Source organism: Prevotella sp. P5-64 (genome assembly GCF_002251285.1).
Taxonomy (GTDB): domain Bacteria; phylum Bacteroidota; class Bacteroidia; order Bacteroidales; family Bacteroidaceae; genus Prevotella.
In genome coordinates this window covers 45,403-66,338 of the sequence record NZ_NPJK01000042.1, presented here as the reverse complement: position 1 = coordinate 66,338, position 20,936 = coordinate 45,403, and the positions used below count along the sequence as shown (strand labels likewise).

Here is a 20,936-nt window from a genome sequence, read left to right as displayed (position 1 = left end):
TCTGACTTACTTGAAATAGTCCTTCACCTGTGCGGCAAAGGACGCAAGAGGGTTGGGGTCGTCGTTGCCGAAGCGGTTCCATATCGCCTTGCACGCCTCGTAGAGCGCGCCTTCGGTATCGGTAGTTCTATTAAGGTAGGGGTCGAATCCCTGGAATATATCCATCACCTGGCATACCTCGGCGGGGGTGATGCCGATGAGCTGTGCCAGCTCGACGATCTCGGGCGTCTCGGGCACCATGGTGATGGGCACCAGCCTGAAGTAGAGGTCGAGCACCAGCACCAGCGCGAGGGGAATAAGGGTAGTGCCGTCGATGGGCTTGAAGTCGTTCTCCCACGACATGCCGCTCACCTCGACGCCCTGATAGAACTCGCTGGCAAGCCCGAATCCATTCATGCGCCGCAGCAGGTTGACCTCCTTGCGCAACCGAGCGGGGTGGGTTGCGTACTTGTCCCAAAGCTGCTGGATGACCGGGGCGTCAATCTGACGCAGGCGGAACATCTGGGCGCGCAGCACGCGTGGCTCGATATGCAGCTCGAGGGCCAACTGCACCAATCCACGTGAATATAGCGCCTTTACACCTACGGGTTTGCGCAGGTAGAGCTGCATCAGCAGCAACCAGTAGTCGTCCGACCAAGATACATTCTTTGCCATATACCTTATGATTATAAGTGCAAAGTTAGTGTAAACCGCAGAGAAATACAAAATAAAACCCGTTTATTTTCTCTCTTGTTGCGCTGTCGTCGTCATGATGGTTGGCGCGATGGAGATTGCCCCCAGGTGTGAAATCGAGAAAGAAACGGCCCGTGGGGGAAAAAATGGAGCAGATTGTTTTGTATTCTCTGCGGTTTGCATTACCTTTGTAGCAAAGATATATAATATGTATAAGAAGACGATATTAGCTATGGCGCTGCTTGCCATGTCGGTGATCTCGACACAGGCACAGAAGCAACCGGTAGATTATGTCGATCCGTTTATCGGAACGACCAATTTCAGTGTGTGTAACCCTGGCGCCATCCGGCCTCACGGCTTGATGTCTGTGGTTCCGTTCAATGTGATGGGGTCCGACCTCAATGTCTACGACAAGGACGCCCGCTGGTGGTCTACGCCCTATGTGCATGAGAACAAGTACTTCACCGGCTTTGCCCATGTCACCCTGAGCGGTGTGGGCTGCCCCGAGATGGGTTCTCTGCTGCTGATGCCCACGCAGGGCAAGCTGGATGTAGACTACCGCAACTATGGCTCCGAGTACCGTAACGAACAGGCTACGCCGGGCTACTACTCCAACGAGCTCACCAAGTATGGCATCAAGTGTGAGGTCACTGCCACCGACCGCTCTTCCATTGAGCGCTTTACCTTCAAGAAGGGCGAGGCCCATCTGCTCATGAACGTCGGCGACGGCCTCACCAACGAGGTGGGAGGAAGCATCCGCCGGGTTTCGGATACCGAGATAGAAGGCATGCGACTGTTGGGAACATTCTGCTACAACCCTCAAGCCGTGTTCCCCATGTACTTCGTGATGCGCGTGAACAAGGCGCCGCGCGAGGCAGGCTTCTGGAAGAAGCAGCCGCCTATGACCGGCGTCGAGGCACAGTGGGACCCAGACAACGGAAAGTACAAGATATACCGTAACTATAAGCGTGAGCTCGCCGGCAATGAGGTGGGCTACTATTTCAGCTACGACGCCGAAGAGGGCGAGCAGGTTGAGGTTCAGATAGGCGTCAGCTTCGTGTCTATTGCCAACGCCCGCGAAAATCTGGACCACGAGCAGCAAGGTTTCCAGTTTGACAAGGTTCGCGCAGAAGCACGCAAGCGTTGGGCCGAAACCCTCAACACCATTACCGTTGAGGGCGGAACCGAGGCACAGCGCCGCGTGTTCTATACCGCTCTCTACCACACCCAGATACATCCCAATATCCTCCAGGACGTCAACGGCGAATACCCCGAGATGGAGAACGGACGCATAGGACGTACCGACCGCACCCGCTACACGGTCTTCTCGCTCTGGGATACGTATCGCAACCTGCACCAGCTGGAGACTCTGCTCTATCCCGAGCGACAGACCGACATGGTGCGCTCGATGATAGACATGTATAAGGAGTGGGGATGGATGCCGAAGTGGGAGTTGTTCGGACGGGAGACATGGACCATGGAAGGCGATCCGTCGATACCGGTCATTACCGATACCTGGCTCAAAGGTTTGCGCGACTTCGACATCGAGACAGCCTACAAGGCGTTCCGCGCCAGTGCCACGCTGCCCGGCAAGGACAACCGCATGCGTCCCGACATCGACGACTATATCGCCAAAGGCTACGTGCCTCTCGGCGCCTTTGCCCAGGACAACTCGGGAGACAACTCGGTGTCGCACGCCCTCGAATACTATATCGCCGACTATGCCTTGAGCAATCTGGCGACAGCCTTGGGCAAGAAGGACGATGCCGCCCTGTTCTACAAGCGTTCACTCGGCTACAAGAACTATTACGACAAGAAGTTTGGAACCCTGCGTCCACGCCACGCCGACGGCTCTTGGCTCACCCCGTTTGACCCCAAGGACGGCGCCGACTTCTCCAACGCTCCCGGATTCCACGAGGGCTCGGCCTGGAACTACACCTTCTACGTGCCCCACGATGTGAAGGGACTGGCACGCCTCATGGGTGGCGAGAAGGCTTTTGTCAACAAACTGCAGCGGGTGTTTGACGAGAATCTCTATGACCCTGCCAACGAGCCCGATATCGCCTATCCCTACCTGTTCAGCTACTTCAAAGGCCAAGAGTGGCGCACGCAGAAAGAGGTGGCACGCCTGCTCGACAAGTATTACAAGGCCACGCCCGACGGTATTCCCGGCAACGAAGACTGCGGCACCATGTCGTCGTGGGCCATCTTCTCGATGATGGGTCTCTACCCCGACTGCCCCGGCCAGCCCTACTACACCCTCACTACGCCCGTTTTCGACCGTGTGACGCTGCATCTCGACAAGCGTTACTATCCCCAGGGCGACATAGTTATCGAAGCCAACCGCGACCTTGACGGTCAGAAATTTATCAGCAGCATGTCGCTCGGTGGCAAGAAACTCAGCCGCTACCGCATCTCTCACGACGAGCTGACCCGTGGCCGCCACCTGGTCTTCAACCTCAAATAAGAAACTTATCACAAAGTTTGTAGAAACCGGCACCTGCATCAGGGCGATTTCTACAGACTTTATCATTACTACACGTTATCTCTATACCATTATCATGAAACAGAAATCAATGCTATTGGTGGCGCTTCTCGCCACATTCTTGGTTTACGCCAAGGCCGACAACTTCTATGAGCCCTATCGCCAGACAGCGCTGCGCCTGCCTGCCGTTCCGCTCATCACCAATGACCCTTACTTCACCCTCTGGTCGCCCTACGACCACCTCAACGATGGTAACATCACCCACTGGTCGCCCCGACAGAAGCCCCTCGAGGGTCTGTTGCGCGTAGACGGACAGGTATACCGCTTCATGGGAGCCCCGGGCAAGAAGCTGCTCGACGTGGTGGCGCCCAATGCCGAAGACGCCGAATGGGAGGGCCGCTACACCACCGACACTCCTGCCGACGGATGGCAGAAGCCCGGCTTCGACGACACCGCATGGAAGCAGGGCAAGGCCGCCTTTGGCACCAAGGAAAACCTCACCATGCGCACGCTCTGGACCGGCGACGGCAGCAATATCTACATACGCCGCACCGTCACGCTCACTGCCGACCAGCTCGCCCGCGACCTCTATGTCATCTGGTCGCACGATGACGATGGCGCCCTCTTCATCAACGGCACCCAGGTGCGCAGCGAGAAGGGCTATAGAGACGGCGCCCGCATCGCGCTCACTGCCGACATGAAGCGGCTGCTGCACGAGGGCGAAAACCTCATTGCCATGCACGGACACAATGGCACCAAGGGCGCACTGGCCGACTTCGGCCTCTACTGCGACGCTGCCCCCGTGCTCAAGGAGATACGCCAGGCGCGCCAGACCTCTGTCAGCGTGCTCGCCACCAGCACCTACTACACCTTCGAGTGCGGCCCCGTCAAACTCGACGTGGTCTTCACCTCGCCCATGCTCTACGACGACCTCGAGCTGCTTTCCACCCCAGTGGGATACATCTCCTACCGCGTGGCAGCCACCGACGGCAAGACCCACGATGTGCAGTTCTTCATGGGCGCCGACCCCATGGTGGCCAAGTTCAAGAAGCCCCAGCCCACGCGGTCTACCTTTGAGACCCACAATGGCGTGAACTATGTCAAGACAGGCACCATAAACCAAGCCATCCTTGCCACCAAGGGCGACGGAGTGTGCATCGACTGGGGCTACTTCTACATGCCCGCCGTCAATGGTACCGTGAGCCTGGGCGAGAGCACCGCCATGATGACCGCCTTCATACGCAAAGGTGCCCTGCTCGCGACCCAGACCGAGATGATAAGCCGCAAGAGCTACGATGTGCCCACCCTCGCCTATATGCGCAACCTGGGTCAGGTCTCTACTGCCGAGAGCTACATGATGATAGGCTACGACGAGATTTTCGACATCGAGTATATGTTCCACCGTTACAAGGGCTACTGGGCACGTGACGGCCGCACCACCATCTTTGACGCCTTCGACCGTTATCATAGAGACTATCAGAATATCATGGAGCGCAGCCGCCTGCTCGACAAGCGCATCTACGACGACGCCCTCGCCGCAGGCAACGTGCACTACGCCGAGCTGCTCTCTGCCTCCTACCGCCATGTCATGGCAGCCCACAAGCTCTTTGAAGACAACGACGGCAACCTGCTCTTCTTCTCCAAGGAGAACGCGTCCAACGGCTGTGTCAACACCGTCGACCTCACCTATCCCTCAGCCCCCCTCTTCCTGATATACAATCCCGAACTGGTCAAGGCCATGATGACCAGCATCTTCGAGTATAGCCGCAGCGGCCGGTGGGACAAGCCCTTTGCCGCCCACGACCTGGGCACCTATCCCATAGCCAACGGCCAGGTATACGGAGCCGACATGCCGCTCGAGGAGGCTGGCAATATGCTCACCCTCGCCGCCGAAATCTCGCGCATCGAGGGCAACACAGCCTACGCCGACCGCTACTGGGACATCATCACCACCTGGGCCGACTATCTGGTAGAACACGGACTCGACCCCGCCAACCAGCTCTGCACCGACGACTTCGCCGGACACTGGGCACACAACGCCAATCTGGCGCTCAAGGCCATCATGGGTGTGGCCGGTTATGCCAAGATGGCAGAGATACGTGGCAATGCCGACGTGGCCAAGCGCTACATGGCCAAGGCCCGCGAGATGGGCAAGCAGTGGGAGCAGATGGCGCGCGAGGGCGACCACTACCGGCTCGCCTACGACCGCGAAGGCACCTGGAGCCAGAAGTACAACATCGTGTGGGACAAGATGTGGGGCACCCATATCTTCTCGGACAAGGTGATGGACCGCGAGTTCAAGTATTATCTCACCAAGCAGAACAAGTATGGCTTGCCGCTCGACTGTCGTAAGGACTACACCAAGAGCGACTGGATCATGTGGCTCGCGGGTATGGCCCCCAACGCCAAGACCTTCGAGGCACTCATGGAGCCTGTCTACACCTATGTCAACGAGACGCCCACACGCGTGCCCATCAGTGACTGGCACAACACCAAGACGGGACGCCAGCAGGGATTTAAGGCCCGCTCGGTTATCGGTGGCTACTGGATGAAAGTGTTGATGGACAACAACAAGAAGAAATGAAATACACATTCCTATCATTGACCCTATTGGTGGCTACGGCGATGTCCGGAGCCACCAATGCCGTTGCTGCCCCCGCCAAGGGCAAGCCCGCTGTGGCGGTGACAGCCACCCGCGTCGAGGGGCTCGACCACGCCGAGGGCATAGACTGCCCCCGACCACGCTTCAGCTGGCAGCTTGATGCCTCTGTGCCCAACGTCAAGCAGACGGCTTACCGCATACGCGTGGCATCGTCGCCACAGCTGCTGCGCAAGGGCAAAGCTGACCTCTGGGACTCTGGCCGTCAGCCGTCTGACCGCCAGCTCTACATCGACTATGCAGGACAGCCGCTCGCCAGCGGCACCCGCTACTACTACCAGATAGAGAGCCAGACCACAGCCGGCAGCGCCGTGAGCCGCGTGGGCAACTGGCTCACTGGCCTGATGGACCGCACCGAGTGGCGTGCCCTGTGGATAGGTGGCAGCTTCGACTCTGATGTCGAGGCGCCCAAGGACCGACGCACCCGCATCAACGCCCGCTATCTGCGCCGCGACTTCAGCATCGCGGGGCGCGTAAGGAGCGCCGTGCTCTACATCAGCGGACTGGGACTCTACGAAGCCTACATCAACGGACACCGCATAGGCACGCAGGTGCTTGCCCCCGGACCCACCAACTACGACCGCGAGGTGATGTACAATACCTTTGATGTGACCCGCGAGGTCAGGCGCGGAGCCAACGCCATAGGCGTGGTGCTGGGCAACGGCCGCTTCATGGCCATGCGCAACCCCGGCATGCGCGGCTTCGGGCTGCCACGGCTCCTGGCCCAGCTCGTGGTGACCACCACCGACGGCCGCCAGACGGTGATCGCCACCGACACCTCGTGGCGCATGATGGCCGACGGCCCCATACAGACCAACAACGAGTTTGACGGCGAGCGTTACGACGCCACCCGCGAGATGCCGGGCTGGAGCCTCGCCGGATATGACGACAGCCGCTGGCGGCAAGCCGAGCGCGTCAAGACTCCGGCGCCCGTGGTGCGCGCACAGATCAACCCCAACATCGAGGTGATGGACAGCGTGGCGCCACGCTCCATCTACCGTACTGCCGACGGCCGCTATATCATGGATATGGGGCAGAACATGGTGGGAAGGCTGCGCATCAGACTGCGCGGCGACGAGGGCGACACGCTGCGGCTGCGCTTTGCCGAGCGCATGAAGGACCGCGACTCGCTCTTCATGCTCAATCTGCGCACGGCGCTCGTCACCGACACCTACGTGAGCGCCCACAAGGCTGCTACCTGGGAGCCGAGGTTTACCCTCCACGGCTTCAGGTTTGTCGAGCTGAGCGGCTTCAAGCGCCAGCCATCGCTTGCCGACATCCAGGGGCGGGTGGTCTACGACCGCATGGCCACCACCGGCACCTTCGACACCTCTGACCCCACCATCAACGCCGTCTACCACTGCGCCGTCTGGGGCATTCGCGGCAACTACCGTGGCATACCCACCGATTGTCCGCAGCGCGACGAGCGGCTGGGATGGCTCGGCGACCACGCCACAGGGTCTTATGGCGCCAGTTATATCTACGACGCCCACCAGCTCTACGCCAAATGGGTGCGCGACATCACGCTTACGCAGCGTGCCGACAGTGTGGTGAGCGACATCGCACCGCGCTACTGGAGCGTATACAGTGACAATGTGACCTGGCCCATGGCGTGGTACACCGTGGCAGCGATGCTCGACGAGCAGTATGGTGACTCGCAGCCCCTCCGCGAGGCCTATGAGCCGATGAAGAAGTTCATGCTGCACCTCAAAAACCGTTACGATGACCACGGCATCATCACCCGCGATGTCTACGGAGACTGGTGTCTGCCGCCCGAAAGCCCCGAACTCATACACTCCAAGGACTCTACACGCATCACCCGCGGACCCGTGCTCGCCACGGCAGCCTACTACCGGCTGTGCCGGCTCATGGAGCGCTTTGCCGGGATAGCGGGCAAGACCGCTGATGTGGCGCTGTGGCAGGAGATGGGTAGGGAGACGCGCGAGGCGTTCAACCGCCGCTTCTACCATGCCGACAAGGGCTGGTATGACAACAACACGGTGACCGCCAACATCCTGGCGCTGCGCTGGGGGCTGGTGCCCGAGGGCGAGGCCGATAGAGTGTTTGGCCAGGTGGTAGCCAAGATGACCGCCGCCGGCACTCCCCATATCTCTACCGGTGTGCTGGGCACGCAGGAGATCATGCGCGGACTCACCGACTACGGGCGTGGCGACATAGCCTACACCCTCGCCACCAACCGCACCTATCCCAGTTGGGGATTCATGACCGACCACGGAGCCACCACCATCTGGGAACTGTGGAACGGCGACACCGCCAACCCACGCATGAACTCGGGCAACCATATCATGCTCCTGGGCGACCTCGTCATCTGGTACTACCAGTATCTGGCGGGCATTGGTCAGACCAACGACAGCCGCGGCTACAGCCACATACGTCTGCAGCCCCGCATCCCAGAGGGTCTGAGCCATGTCAATGCCACCCACCGCTCGCCCTATGGTCTCATAGAGAGCCGCTGGCGTAGAGACGGCAATATGCTGCACTGGCAGTTTACCATCCCTGCCAATACTACTGCCGAAGTGTGCATCCCCCAGCGTGGAGGCACCTACGACACGCGCCACTATGGTTCGGGCACCTATGAGGTAAGCACCGCCATCAGGTAGGGCGATAGACCGTCAAAGGGGGCACAAGCTCAATAACCACAATTACCCCAAAATCGGTCATTAGGGCTTGCTTAGAGAAGATAACATTGATTGACAATATGATAATGAAATAGAATAATATGACGAAGAAGGAATCTCTTCAACTATTTGAAGAAAAGAAGGTGCGCACTGTATGGGACGATAAGGAGGAAAAATGGTATTTCTCCATTGTGGATGTATGCGGTGTGCTGACTGACAGCAAAGATGCCAATGCTTATTGGAGAAAGCTGAAGCAGAGGCTCAAAAAAGAAGGTAATGAAACCGTGACAAATTGTCACGGGTTAAAACTTCGTGCCTCAGACGGCAAATTGCGCATGACTGACGTTGCCGACACTGAGCAACTCTTCCGCATTATCCAGTCGATTCCTTCACCGAAGGCAGAGCCTTTCAAGGTATGGATGGCACAGGTGGCAAGCACTCGTTTGGAACAGATGCAGGATCCTGAAAAGAGCATAGACCAAGCCATTGTTGACTACAAACGTTTGGGATATTCCGATGCTTGGATAAACCAGCGTATTAAGTCTATAGAAATCAGAAAAGAACTCACCGATGAATGGGCACGCACTGGTGTACAGCAAGGCCTGCAATATGCTTCTCTTACCGACATCATTACCCAAGAGTGGAGCGGAATGACGACCAAACAGTACAAGAGTTTCAAAGGCTTGAAGAAGGAAAGCCTGCGCGACAATATGACCAACATGGAGATAGCTCTCAATATGCTTGCCGAGGCATCTGCCACGGAGTTGTCCAAACAGCGCAACCCTAATGGATTCCATCAGCAGAAGCAAGTTGCTAAGGATGGTGGCAGCGTGGCGAAAGCGGCACGCACGCAGTTGGAGTCAAAGCTGGGACACGGAGTGATAACACAGGCTAAAGCCAGTGATTATCTGCCAAATATAGAAGATAACGATGAATAAGAATATTTTTGCTGTCCGCTAAAACTCTAAAGAGCACAAATACCTCGCCCGGAGTCCTCTGAAAATGGGATTTCGGGCTTGTTTCTTCAAAAAGTAAGCCCCACTCTAATCAAAACTTGGAGAATGTTATTGATTGAGTGTAAAAAGCGTTAGGTTATGACCACAAATAATCAACCTCTAATGACCGATTTCCTCTATAAATAGTATATTTTTATCCTACTGGTGTAAAAGGGGTTTTATATATGTTTGGGTTTATAGTGGGTTGTTGTCTTGCGCTGCTGCAGCGTTGCGCTTGCGTCTCAGCTCTTCGACCGAGTCGGTAAGGTTGACGATGCCTGTGGTGGGGTCGAGCCTCAGATTGTATTCCTCGTGGCTGCGCTTCCAGCGGTTGTGGGTCCAGAGATAGCACTCGGGCTGCCGGCGTATCGACGCCTCAAGCAGCTGGAAGTAGCGGTCGGTGAGCTGCCACTCGGTGGTCTGCTCGGGATGGTCGGTGATAGGCACGAAGTGGGCCTCGTAGTATCCGCGTCGTATGCGGCGCACGTCGATGTAGAAGACTGCCTGCCGGGTGCCTCGCATTATCTTCTCGGTGCCCGTGAGCACAGGCGTATCGTGGTGGAGGAAGTCGAGCCAGTGGTGGATGTTGTTCCAGAAGGGTATCTGGTCGGATATATATCCCATGATGATAGGCTGGTGCTCGGCACGGTAGCGCGCGATGCGTCTCAGAGTCTCTGCCATAGGTATGCTCTCAGACCCGAAGCGCGAGCGCAGATGCAGGAAGAGGCGGTCGAACTCCTTATTCTCCAGTACATGGTATATCTGTGTGCACTGTGCTGCCTGTGTCACCCACAAGGGTAGTGAGGTAATCCACTCCCAGTTGCAGAAATGTCCGAGATAGATGCCCACGGACTGTCCGCGCTCGATGGCCTCGTTGACCTTGTCTGTTCCGGTGAAGCGCATGTGGCGCATCATCCATCGGCGGTTGACGGAGAGGAGCTTGATGGTCTCGACCAGATAGTCGCAGAACCATGAGTAGAAGCCCCGTTCTATGGCGCGGCGCTGTGTCTCGGACTTCTCGGGGAACGACTCTGCCAGATGCCTGCGCACGAGTCGCTTGCGGTAGCCCACAACGTGGTAGACGAGCAGATAGAAGAAATCTGACACGATGTAGAGTACCCGTAGCGGGAGCAGCGAGAGCAGGTAGAGCAGTCCGAAGATGAACTTGTATAAGATACGCATCATAGTGGTAGTCGTGGGGTTAAACTTGCTGCATGTCGTGCAGCTTCTTGTAATAGCCGTCTATCTGGAGCAGCTCGTCGTGGGTACCCCGCTCTACGATACGGCCCTCGTGGAGCACGCAGATTTCGTCGCTGCTCTTGATGGTAGAGAGTCGGTGGGCTACGGCGATGGTTGTGCGCGTCTTCATGAGTCGCTCCAGCGCCTCCTGAACCAGTCGCTCGCTCTCGGTGTCGAGCGCCGAGGTGGCCTCGTCGAGGATGAGTATGGGCGGGTTCTTGAGTATGGCGCGGGCTATGCTGACGCGCTGTCGCTGTCCGCCGCTGAGTCGTCCGCCGCGGTCGCCGATGTTGGTATCGAAGCCGTGCTCAGACTCGGTGATGAACTCATAGGCATTGGCTATGCGTGCGGCGCGCTCTACCTCTTCCTTGGTGGCGTTGCTCACGCCGAAGGTGATGTTGTTGTAGAACGAGTCGTTGAAGAGGATGGCCTCCTGGTTGACATTGCCGATGAGCTGTCGCAGGTCGTGTATGCCCAGGTCCTTGACATTGATGCCGTCGATGAGCACCTCGCCCTCCTGCACATCGTAGTAACGGGGGATGAGGTCGAGCAGGGTAGACTTGCCCGAGCCGCTCTGTCCCACGATCGCGATGGTCTTGCCCTTGGGTATGACGAGGTTGATGTCGCGCAGCACCCACTGCTGGTCGTAGCGGAAGGACACGTGGCGGAACTCAATCTGGTGCTCCAGCCCGCTGATGTGTACGGGGTCGCTCTTCTCGCGGATGTCGATTTCGGCATTGAGTATGCGGTCGATGCGCTCCATGCTGGCCAGACCCTTGGGGATATTGTAGCTGGCGCGCGAGAACTCCTTGAGCGGGTTGATGATGGAGTAGAGGATGACGAGATAGTAGATGAATGTGGGGCCCGTCATGACGTGGCTGCGCAGCACCATGATGCCGCCAAACCACAGCACGATGACAATCATGAGTGTGCCCAGGAACTCGCTCATGGGGTGGGCGGCCTGCTGGCGCACCTGCACGCGGGCGAGGTTGTCACGGTAGCTGGAGTTGGTGCGGTCGAAACGCTGGTTCATCTTCTCCTCGGCGCAGAAGGCCTTGATGATGCGCAGTCCGCCGAGGGTCTCCTCGACCTGGCTCATGGTGTCGCTCCATAGCGCCTGGACCTTGATGCTGCTGGCCTTGAGCTTGCGTCCCACCACGCCCATGAACCATCCGAAGAGGGGCACGAAGCAGAGGGTGAAGAGGGTGAGCTTCCACGAGATGAAGAGCAGGGCGCAGAAGTAGAAGAGTATAAGGATGGGGTTCTTGATGAGCATGTCTATCCATGCCATGATGCTGTTCTCAATCTCCTGCACGTCGCCGCTCATGCGGGCGATGATGTCGCCCTTGCGCTCTTCGCTGAAGAAGCCGAGCGACAGCGAGGTTATCTTCTTGTACAGCGAGTTGCGGATGTCGCGCACCACGCCTGTACGCATAGGTATGATGGCTGCCGAGGACAGGAAGTAGGCGGCCGTCTTGAGGAAGGTCATGAAGGTGAGAATCAGACCTATCAGCAGCAGAGTGGTCACGGGGTTGGTGATGCTGATCAGTTCGCGCACGTAGTAGTCGGCATTGTTGGACAGCACGTCCTTGATGTTGCCGCTGCCCCAATCCATGAGGTGGGTGGCTGTGGCATGTCCCTTGACGTCGAAGAGTATTTGCAGGATGGGGATGATGGCTGCAAACGAGAAGATGTTGAGTATGGCTGCCAGGATATTGAATATCACCGAGCCTACCAGATAACGCTTATAGGGCGGTACGAACCGTCTGATAATTTGTAAAAACTCTTTCATAATTACAAAGGTATGTCATTTATGAATATAAAACAACAAAAGGGGTAATGTTTTTTACGCCTCGGCGTGTATTTCTTCGCCGAAGAGTGTGGCGCTGGTGCTGCCGGTGATGCGCACGCGTATGGTTTCGCCCACGTGGTGGGTGCCCTTGTCCACAACTACCGCCTTGTTTTGCGGGGTGCGTCCCATGAGCTGTTCGCGGCTGCGCTTGCTCACGCTCTCGAGCAGCACGTCGAACTCGCGGCCCACATCCTTGCGGTTCTGCTCGGCGCTGACCTCGGTCTGGAGCTGTATGAGCTGGTTGAGTCGGGCAATTTTGACCTCCTCGGGCACATTGTCGGGCAGATGTTTGGAGGCGTAGGTGCCGGGTCGCTCGGAGTACTTGAACATGAAGGCGCTGTCGAAGCCCACCTCGCGCACGAGCGAGAGGGTGAGCTCTTGATCTTCCTCGGTCTCGTCGTGGTAGCCCACAAAGAGGTCGGTGGATATGCCGCAGTCGGGTATGATGCGCCGTATGGCGGCTATGCGCTCCAGATAGTCCTCGCGGGTGTACTTGCGGTTCATCAGATGGAGTATTTTGTTGGAGCCGCTCTGTGCCGGGAAGTGTATGTGGTGGCAGAGATTGGGCTCCTCGGCAATGGCGTAGAGTATGTCGTCGGTCATATCCTCGGGGTTGGAGGTGGTAAAGCGCACGCGCATATCGGGCACCGAGCGCGCCACAAGCCGCAGCAGCTGGGCGAAGGATGTGGAGCCCTCCTCGCGCTTGCCGGCGGGCGAGAGTCCATAGGAATTGACGTTCTGGCCAAGCAGCGTCACCTCGCGGAAGCCCCGGTCGCGCAGGTCGGCAACCTCGCGCAGGATGCTGTCGACATCGCGTGAGCGCTCGCGGCCTCGGGTGTAGGGCACGATGCAGTAGTGGCAGAAGTTGTTGCATCCGCGCATGATGCTGACAAATCCGCTGATGTGGGCGAGGCCTATACGCTGCGGGATTACATCCCGGTAGGTCTCGGTCTTGCTCAGGGCGATGTCGATGGCATTGTGGCCGGTCTCGCACTGCGCCATCATGTCGGGCAGATTGAGATAGCTGTCGGGCCCGCATACCAGATTGGCGTGGTGGTGGTCAATGAGTTCGTCCTTGACGCGCTCTGCCATACATCCCAGTACACCCAGGATGAGGCTGCGGCCCTTCTTCTGCTCGGCATGGAGGGTCTCGAGGCGGTTGTATATCTTGTTCTCGGCGTTCTCGCGTATGCTACAGGTGTTGAGGAAAATGGCGTCGGCGTCGGCCTCATTGTCACACAGGTCATAGCCCGCCATCTTCATGATGGAAGCCACCACCTCAGAGTCTGCCACGTTCATCTGGCATCCGTAGGTCTCTATATACAGTTGTTTCATTATCTTGAATATTCTATAGGTTTTCTATCTGTGTCTGCGTTCAATCATGCCGCGCGAAACGGCCATGAACAGGGCGAAGAAGAGGGCTCCCGTGGCCAGACCTGCCAGTGCGTCGATGGCGTAGTGGGCCTGGATGTAGACCGTGGCGAGGCAGAGGAACACGTAGAGCGGCAGCAGGCATATCAGGAGCTTGCGGCTGCGCACATGCCACAACAGGAGCATGCACACGGTGGATATGCCCACATGAGAGCTGGGGAAGGCTGCCGTGGGGCGTTCTCCGGCGGCTTTGGCGTCTTCGACCATCTGGTAGAAGATGCCGTCGGTATAGCCCGGAGTGGCGAGGCAGTCGGTGTGGGTGCTGAAGTAGTGGCCCAGGTTGGGGAACACGCCTTCGGCGATATGGCGCAGACCTACCGCCTTATAATAAAAGGTGGGGCCCACGACCGGCACCAGGTCGAAGATGACATAAAAGGCCATAAACGATGCCATGATGACGAATATGCAACGCTGGAACTCGGCATAGTGGCGGAGGAAATAGACCAGAGCCACGCAGGCTATCATGGGGTAATAGGCGGCGTAGCCCATGCTCATCAGCTCGGAGATGACGGGCGAGGAGAACTTCTCGGCAAACACCAGCGCGGGCTGGAAACCAAACAGCGCCTGCTCCCACTGGGCAAAGACGTGGTCCAGATTGGGCAGCACGCGGTTGAGCTCATAGGTATCGGGATACCACCATGCCAGCAGCGCCATCTGTCCCACAACTCGGGCAAACATAGTGGCACGGCAGGGCACGATGCGATAGACTGTCCACAGGGCAGCCATCATCGCCACCACGCGCATGCGGCCCCAAATCATCGAGTCGGGGTTGGCGAGCTTGGTATAGGTAAACAGGATAAAGAGCAGGGTAAACACCAGATAGCCCAGCACCACCCACTCCATCGCCAGGAGTCCGCGGCGCGGCTGTTTCTCTATGCGGAAATAATCTAACAGTTTTTTCACTTCTTGTATGTATTATGATATGCAAGCCGATGGCTTCAGAGCCATCCCTCTTTCTTGTACCAGTCGATGGTTTCGGCCACGCCGCGGGCGAGGTCGTAGTGGGGGTGGTAGCCCAGCTCGTCCATAGTGGGCTCGATGTCACAACGCCAGTTGCGCTGGCGCAGGATGTTGAACTTATCGTGGTTGAGGGCTGAGATGCGTCCGGTGGAACGCGCCACGAGTTCGCCTATGGATGTCACAATCCTCAGCACCCAAACCGGCGCAGTGATGCGTATCCACCAGGGGTTGCCCAATGCCTTACGGATAAGGTTGCTGAAATCGGACGAACGATAGACATTGCCGTCGCTGAGGAAGTATTTGCGACCGTTCATGCCGTGGTCGAGGGTGAGGAATATGGCTTGCACCACGTCTTTGACATAAACAAAGGTGATGTCCTGACGCTGGAAGCCTACGGCGAAGTCGATGTGGTTGCTGATGGATTTCGCCATCATGAAGTAGTCTTTCTCCCGAGGGCCATAGACGCCCGTGGGTCGGAGAATGACGTATGGAAAGTTGTTGCCTACGGACTCGAGGAACCTTTCGGCCTTGAGTTTGCTCTTGCCGTAAGCAGTATTGGGGCGGGGGTAGTCGTGCTCGGTTATCTCCTGATAGGGCTGCTCTTCGCGTATGGCTCCCATCACGCTGAGCGAACTGAGATAAACAAAGCGGTGGATGGGCATCTGCAGGTTGAGTATCGCCTTGACCAGCCGCTTGGTTCCCTCGGTGTTGACCTCATAGAACGTGTCCTCGTTGAGGCACTTCGTGGCTCCGGCGGCATGGATGATGTAGTCGAAGGAATGGGGGCTTAACGCCTCTTCCAATCGCTCTTGCGAAGAGAAGTCCAGCTCGATAAAGTGGATACGTGGGTCGGCGAGATACTTACGCGAACTCGATGGGCGCACGGCTGCCCAGGTCTCCATGCCAAGGCGCAATGCCTCCTCAACGATAAAGCTGCCTATAAAGCCGCTCGCACCCGTTATAAGTATGTTCATTAATGGTGAATTATGTAATCAGTATGCAAAATTACATGAAAATAAGCGTATTACAAAATAATTGCACCATTTTGTTGGTTTTTGCCCCATTCGCCACCACATTTGGGGGCTTGCGCCCCCTGTCTCCCATGCCTGTGGGTGGCGTCTTGGTGGTGGCGGCGATAGTGGCTACTTCTTGATATGACGATGGGGAATGTCCCACTTCTGGCACTGCTCGCACCAGGCGCGCTCGGTATTGCCGGTATAGTTGGGCTCGTCCACGCGCACATCCATCTTCTTTCCAGCCGGCTTGCGGGTATTTTTCCGCTGCTGCCCACTGCTTGACGGGCTGTTGCTTCGCATCTCCCGGGCGCGGCGGTTATTGTACTCAGCTTCCTGTCGCTGGTGGTTGGCGTCATACTCAAACAAACCATGCTGGGCATGGTATCGATTGATGTTGGCTTCATGTTGCCTGTATACCGACTCGGCAATGGGGCGGTCGTACAGTTGTTGCTGCCCTTTGAGCGGGATATAGATAATGTGGCTCCAGTCTTTGGCTATCTTTATGGTCGGCGCATCGATGTAGGCGCCCTGGCTATAACTAAGGAATCCCGGTTGGTAGAAACGTCCACCCACGACGATGTAGTCGCTCTCATACTTCACGTTGTCGGGGCCGAAATCGCGGGCAAGGATACCCAGGTTGTAGGCTCGGAGCTGTATCCAGCAGCCACCATTGGCGTGGCCCGTGATGTTGAGGCTCACCTCGCCAGCCTTGCCGCCCGATTTGGCATAGAAGTAAGTGGTGTTGGAAGCGGGTAAGGTTCCGAAGGCGGGATGGACGATGCCTGCCGATGTCTGCGCCACGTGACGTTTAGCCTGCGACTGCGTGGCCGCACTGCGTGGAGTCTGCGTGGAAGTAGAGCGATTTCCATTCCGCGCCTGTGCCTGCTGTCGTTGCCTATTGGCAGTCTCCTTGCGCTGTTGCCGAGCCAGCAATCGGTCTTTCTGAGCCTGGTCGGCCTGTGCCATGGCCAGCAGGTTCTGCGTCTTGGCCGTCTTGGGTATCTCGGTGATAAAACACTTGTCTACACGGGCGATGAACTCGTAGAAGGGAGCCGTTATCCGAGTCTTCCACAGTTTGTCGTTGTCGTTGGCACGTGCCAGATAGGGCCCCAAGTACTTCACCATGTTCTTAGCCATGTGCTTGACCATGTGCTTGGGTTTCTTCTGTTCCGGGATGACCGTCTGCCCCATGGCATCGATTACCACGATGGTGCCCCGGTCGGTCTTGCAGGTGAAGAGAGCCGTCCGCTCAATCTGTTCGGGTGTACACTGAGTGCCCTTGTACTTGGTTTGGGTGTAGATGTCATCATCCAGATACAGGTTGTCTATATCGGCGTATATGGGAGGTACAATGACCTCGCCGGCCATGTTCATCAGGCCGTAGTGACGGTCCTTTACAAACCGTATCAGCCCTATTATATTCTCGTTGTGACCGTCAGCGTTGTTGCGCAGAGGGTATGGCCATACATCGTACATACGGTCACCATACTGTCGGTCTCCATCTACAGGGCCGTTGCCTATGCGCTGCATGTCGGCACCCAGTATGTCCCATTTGCCATTGTCCTTGCGTCGGCAGAAGAGCAGTTCGCCCTCCCAGTCGGTGCCATAGTCCCATATCTTTATCTCACTATAAATGTCGCTGATGCGTTGGCCTCGGGCATTGATAACATAGCAGTTGGGGTGGTCATTGATGATAATGTAGTAGGGCGTAATATCGGCAAAGGGATAAGTGCCGTTTCCCACAATGTTAAAGTCGCGGTCTATAATATAATAGTCGTTGCTCCCCTTGTACCGTGCCTCGCCTAAATAGCATCGATAGGGGAAGAAGAGGAAATCGAAGTAAGGCTGGACAACCCATTGGCCAGAGCTGTCGACGATACCCTGCAGGCCATTGGGGCCTTTCTTGGTGGTGCAGGAAGGTAACTTCCACTTGTCGAACCGTGACTGTGCGCTGGAGACTACTGTCGACAGACCCAGAAGGGCAATGAGTAGGCTGCGTTGAATGGAGATTGTGGGCATAAGCTATATTTTATAGAGTTAGATATACTGCATCAGCACATCCCATACACAGATGATATGGCACACCGAACCGAGGAGCACGAAGAAGTGGAAGATGGTATGGTTGTACTGCCGCTTGTGTAGCGTATAGAAAAGCGCGCCGGTGATATAGGCCACTCCCTCGGCGATAAGCCATACCACTGCCGAGGTACTCACGGCGTCCATCAGCGGCTTGAAGGCTGCCAGCACCGACAGGCCCATCAGCACGAAGCACAGAGTTTCGAGGTTGCTGTGGGCCTTGAGCTTGCGAAATGCCATGATGGTGCCGGTGATGGCGCAGAGCCACACGAAGACAAACAATCCCCATCCCCAGTAGCCCTCATCGCGCAGAGCCACGAGGGTGATGGGCGAATAGGAGCCGGCTATGTGCCAGTAGATGGCAGCATGGTCCCATCGGCGCAGCCGCTCTTTCCATACAGACTTGGCGCTGAGGGCGTGGTAGACGGTGGATGCCGTATAGGAGCAGAGCATGCCAAAGAGGTAGAGTATCACGCCCGCCGTGGCCCAGCCGTTGTGGGCCTGGGCGCACCATACCAGAAAGATGGTGCCTATCACCACGCCGAGCATGATGCCGCCGGCGTGGCTCCACGAGTTCCAGAGTTCCTCTGTGTGCGTGTACTTTATCTTCATCTCCTATGGCGCATCTTGACCACGGGCTTGTCATTGCCGACAAGCGTGAAGTCGAGTTGTTTCTTTTCGAGATTGGTCTTGGCCACCTGGATGCGCACAGCGTCGCCCAGCTGGTACTTGTGGTGGCGACGACGGCCCACGAGGCAGAAGTTGCGCTCGTCAAACTCGTAGTAGTCGTCGTCCAGGTCGCGCATGGGTATCATGCCTTCACAGTGGTTCTCGTCTATCTCGGCATAGATGCCATAGGCTGTGATGCCGCTGATGTGGGCGTCGAACTGCTCGCCCAGGTGGTCGCCCATAAATTCCACCATCTTGTACTTGATGGAGTCGCGCTCGGCGTTCTGTGCCACCAGTTCCATGTCAGAGCAGTGCTCGCAGAGCTCCTCATAGTGCTTGGCGTTGGCCGAACGGCCGCCCTCAGCGTAGCGGGTGAGCAGGCGGTGGACCATGGTGTCGGGATAGCGGCGGATGGGACTGGTAAAGTGGGTGTAGTATTCGAACGCCAGACCGAAGTGGCCTATGTTCTTGGTGGTGTATTTGGCCTTCATCATGGCTCTCAGCGCCACCTTCTGTATCAGGTTCTGCTCGGGGTGTCCGTCACATTCCTCCATGAGTCGGTTGATGCTCTTTGCCATGGCTTTCTTGGTGCCGTCGGTCTTTACCCTGTATCCGAACTTGGCTATAAACTCACGCAGCGTCTCCATCTTTTGTGGGTCGGGGTTGTCGTGTACGCGGTAAGGCAGCGTTTTGGCCTTCCTGCCTTTCGCCGTCTTGCCCACGCTCTCAGCCACAGTCCTGTTGGCGAGCAGCATGAATTCCTCTATCAGCTTGTTGGCGTCCTTTGAGCGCTTGAAGTAGCAGCGTATGGGTTTGCCCTTTTCGTCGATGTCGAAGCGCAGTTCCTCTGAGTCAAACTTCACTGCACCATTCTTGAACCGGGCAGCGCGCAGCCTCTTGGCCAGTCTGTCGAGAGTCACTATCTGTTCGGCGTTCTCGCCACGGTATTTGCCGTCCTTGGGCTTGGGAGCCGGTTCGCCGGTGCCATCCACCACTCCGTTGTCTTCCAGTATCTTCTGCGCGTCTTCATAAGCATATCTGCGGTTAGACCGGATGATGGTATGCACGATGCGGTAGTCTCTTACCATGGCGTCTTCGTCGAGGTTGAAGACCACGCTGTAGCAGAGCTTGTCTTCGTCGGGGCGCAGCGAGCAGACGAAGTTGCACAGCCGCTCGGGCAGCATGGGGATGGTGCGGTCTACCAGATAGATAGACGTGGCGCGACGCTCGGCCTCGCGGTCTATGATGTCGCCCTCGTGCACATAGTGAGACACGTCGGCGATATGTACGCCTACCTCCCAGAGTCCGTTGTCGAGGCGCTTGATAGACAGCGCGTCGTCAAAGTCCTTGGCGTCCTTGGGGTCTATGGTACAGGTCCAGGTGTTGCGGAAGTCCTCGCGCTCGGCCTCGTCCTGCTTCGTGATTTCGCCCGTTATCTTGTCGGCGGCATCTTCCACAGCCTTGGGGTAGCGGTAGGGCAGTCCGTACTGGGCGAGGATGGTGTTCATCTCCACATCGTTGTCGCCACACTTGCCCAGGATGTCCACCACTTCGCCTATCATGTTGGTGTGCTCCTCGTCGGGCCAGCTCACAATCTTTACCACCGCCTTGTCGTCGGTCTGACCTTTCTTCAGCCTCTTCTTGGGGATGAGTATGTCGCGCGCCAGATTGTCGTTGGTCTTCAGGAAGGCGATGTCCTTGCCTACCACCAGCTTGCCCACGAAGGTGTCTTTCTTGCGCTCCAGTATCTCTATCACCTTGGCCTCCTTGATATGGTTCTGGCGACGCGCCATCACCGATACCCTCACCTTGTCGCCGTCGAGCGCGCCCATGGAGTTGCGCTCCGACACGAAGATGGGCTGCTCGCCGTCGGAGGGTACGAATGAGTTCTTGCCGTTAGACTTCCGTCTGAATACGCCTTCCTGTACCTGGCCCTTGGTGTTGAGCTGATACGAGTTGATGGACGTGCGCACGAGGAAGTCGTCCCACGCCATCTCTTCCATCGTGTCTACTGCCAGCATCTTGGCAGGATGGGTGTCCAGGTGTAGGGCTCTGAATATCTCTTTGAATGTATAGACTCGTTCCGGATTTGCGGAGAAGAAATTAACCAGCATCTCGGACAGCTGCCGTTTGGTGATGCGCTTCCCGCCTTTCTTTGCTTTTCCCATAATGGTAGTGTTTTAGAATTATATTGCAAATTAAGGGAAAAAAAATGATATAACGAAGAAAAAGTTGATAAATTT

13 protein-coding genes are annotated in these 20,936 nt (G+C 57.0%); 4 read left to right on the top strand and 9 right to left on the bottom strand.

Annotated features, from left to right (window positions below; all coding sequences use genetic code 11):
- Positions 1-6 precede the first annotated feature (6 nt).
- Positions 7-654 (bottom strand): hypothetical protein, encoded by a 648-nt coding sequence (locus tag CIK87_RS08140; RefSeq protein ID WP_094386773.1) that lies wholly within the window; start codon positions 652-654, stop codon positions 7-9.
- A gap of 250 nt (positions 655-904) precedes the next feature.
- Between CIK87_RS08140 and CIK87_RS08135 the strand changes: the two genes are divergently transcribed.
- The 4 genes from CIK87_RS08135 (at position 905) to CIK87_RS08120 (ending at position 9,393) form a co-directional block, all read left to right on the top strand.
- Entirely contained in the window at positions 905-3,139 is a 2,235-nt protein-coding gene (locus tag CIK87_RS08135; protein WP_254046062.1) for a GH92 family glycosyl hydrolase, read from the top strand.
- A gap of 94 nt (positions 3,140-3,233) precedes the next feature.
- Positions 3,234-5,741 carry a glutaminase domain-containing protein gene (locus tag CIK87_RS08130; protein ID WP_094386771.1) on the top strand — a complete coding sequence of 836 codons (2,508 nt, stop codon included), beginning with the start codon at positions 3,234-3,236 and terminating at the stop codon, positions 5,739-5,741.
- On the top strand, positions 5,738-8,437 hold the full coding sequence (locus CIK87_RS08125) for an alpha-L-rhamnosidase (protein WP_094386770.1): 2,700 nt from the start codon (positions 5,738-5,740) through the stop codon (positions 8,435-8,437). The genes CIK87_RS08130 and CIK87_RS08125 overlap by 4 nt, the downstream gene beginning before the upstream one ends.
- A gap of 119 nt (positions 8,438-8,556) precedes the next feature.
- On the top strand, positions 8,557-9,393 hold the full coding sequence (locus CIK87_RS08120; RefSeq protein ID WP_094386769.1) for a Bro-N domain-containing protein: 837 nt from the start codon (positions 8,557-8,559) through the stop codon (positions 9,391-9,393).
- A 252-nt stretch (positions 9,394-9,645) separates the two neighbouring features.
- Here the strand turns inward: CIK87_RS08120 and CIK87_RS08115 are convergent, their stop codons facing one another.
- The 8 genes from CIK87_RS08115 to rnr all read right to left on the bottom strand — a co-directional run bounded on the left by CIK87_RS08115 (position 9,646) and on the right by rnr (position 20,861).
- A complete protein-coding gene (locus tag CIK87_RS08115; RefSeq protein ID WP_371327115.1) occupies positions 9,646-10,686 on the bottom strand; it encodes a lysophospholipid acyltransferase family protein in 1,041 nt (346 codons plus the stop codon).
- Positions 10,652-12,481, bottom strand: a complete 1,830-nt coding sequence (locus tag CIK87_RS08110; RefSeq protein WP_094386768.1) for an ABC transporter ATP-binding protein — start codon at positions 12,479-12,481, stop codon at positions 10,652-10,654. The genes CIK87_RS08115 and CIK87_RS08110 overlap by 35 nt, the downstream gene beginning before the upstream one ends.
- A gap of 54 nt (positions 12,482-12,535) precedes the next feature.
- Positions 12,536-13,876 carry a tRNA (N6-isopentenyl adenosine(37)-C2)-methylthiotransferase MiaB gene (gene miaB, locus CIK87_RS08105; protein WP_094386767.1) on the bottom strand — a complete coding sequence of 447 codons (1,341 nt, stop codon included), beginning with the start codon at positions 13,874-13,876 and terminating at the stop codon, positions 12,536-12,538.
- A 24-nt stretch (positions 13,877-13,900) separates the two neighbouring features.
- The gene (locus CIK87_RS08100; protein WP_094386766.1) at positions 13,901-14,815 is read right to left on the bottom strand and encodes a phosphatase PAP2 family protein; all 915 of its coding nucleotides are present in this window, start codon (positions 14,813-14,815) and stop codon (positions 13,901-13,903) included.
- Positions 14,816-14,910: 95 nt separating this feature from the next.
- Positions 14,911-15,906 carry an NAD(P)-dependent oxidoreductase gene (locus tag CIK87_RS08095; RefSeq protein WP_094386765.1) on the bottom strand — a complete coding sequence of 332 codons (996 nt, stop codon included), beginning with the start codon at positions 15,904-15,906 and terminating at the stop codon, positions 14,911-14,913.
- 168 nt (positions 15,907-16,074) lie between these two features.
- The gene (locus CIK87_RS08090; RefSeq protein WP_094386764.1) at positions 16,075-17,967 is read right to left on the bottom strand and encodes a hypothetical protein; all 1,893 of its coding nucleotides are present in this window, start codon (positions 17,965-17,967) and stop codon (positions 16,075-16,077) included.
- An 18-nt stretch (positions 17,968-17,985) separates the two neighbouring features.
- Complete coding sequence (locus CIK87_RS08085) at positions 17,986-18,636, bottom strand: hemolysin III family protein (protein ID WP_022310455.1); 651 nt, start codon at positions 18,634-18,636, stop codon at positions 17,986-17,988.
- A complete protein-coding gene (gene rnr, locus CIK87_RS08080; protein ID WP_094386763.1) occupies positions 18,633-20,861 on the bottom strand; it encodes a ribonuclease R in 2,229 nt (742 codons plus the stop codon). The genes CIK87_RS08085 and rnr overlap by 4 nt, the downstream gene beginning before the upstream one ends.
- Positions 20,862-20,936 lie beyond the last annotated feature (75 nt).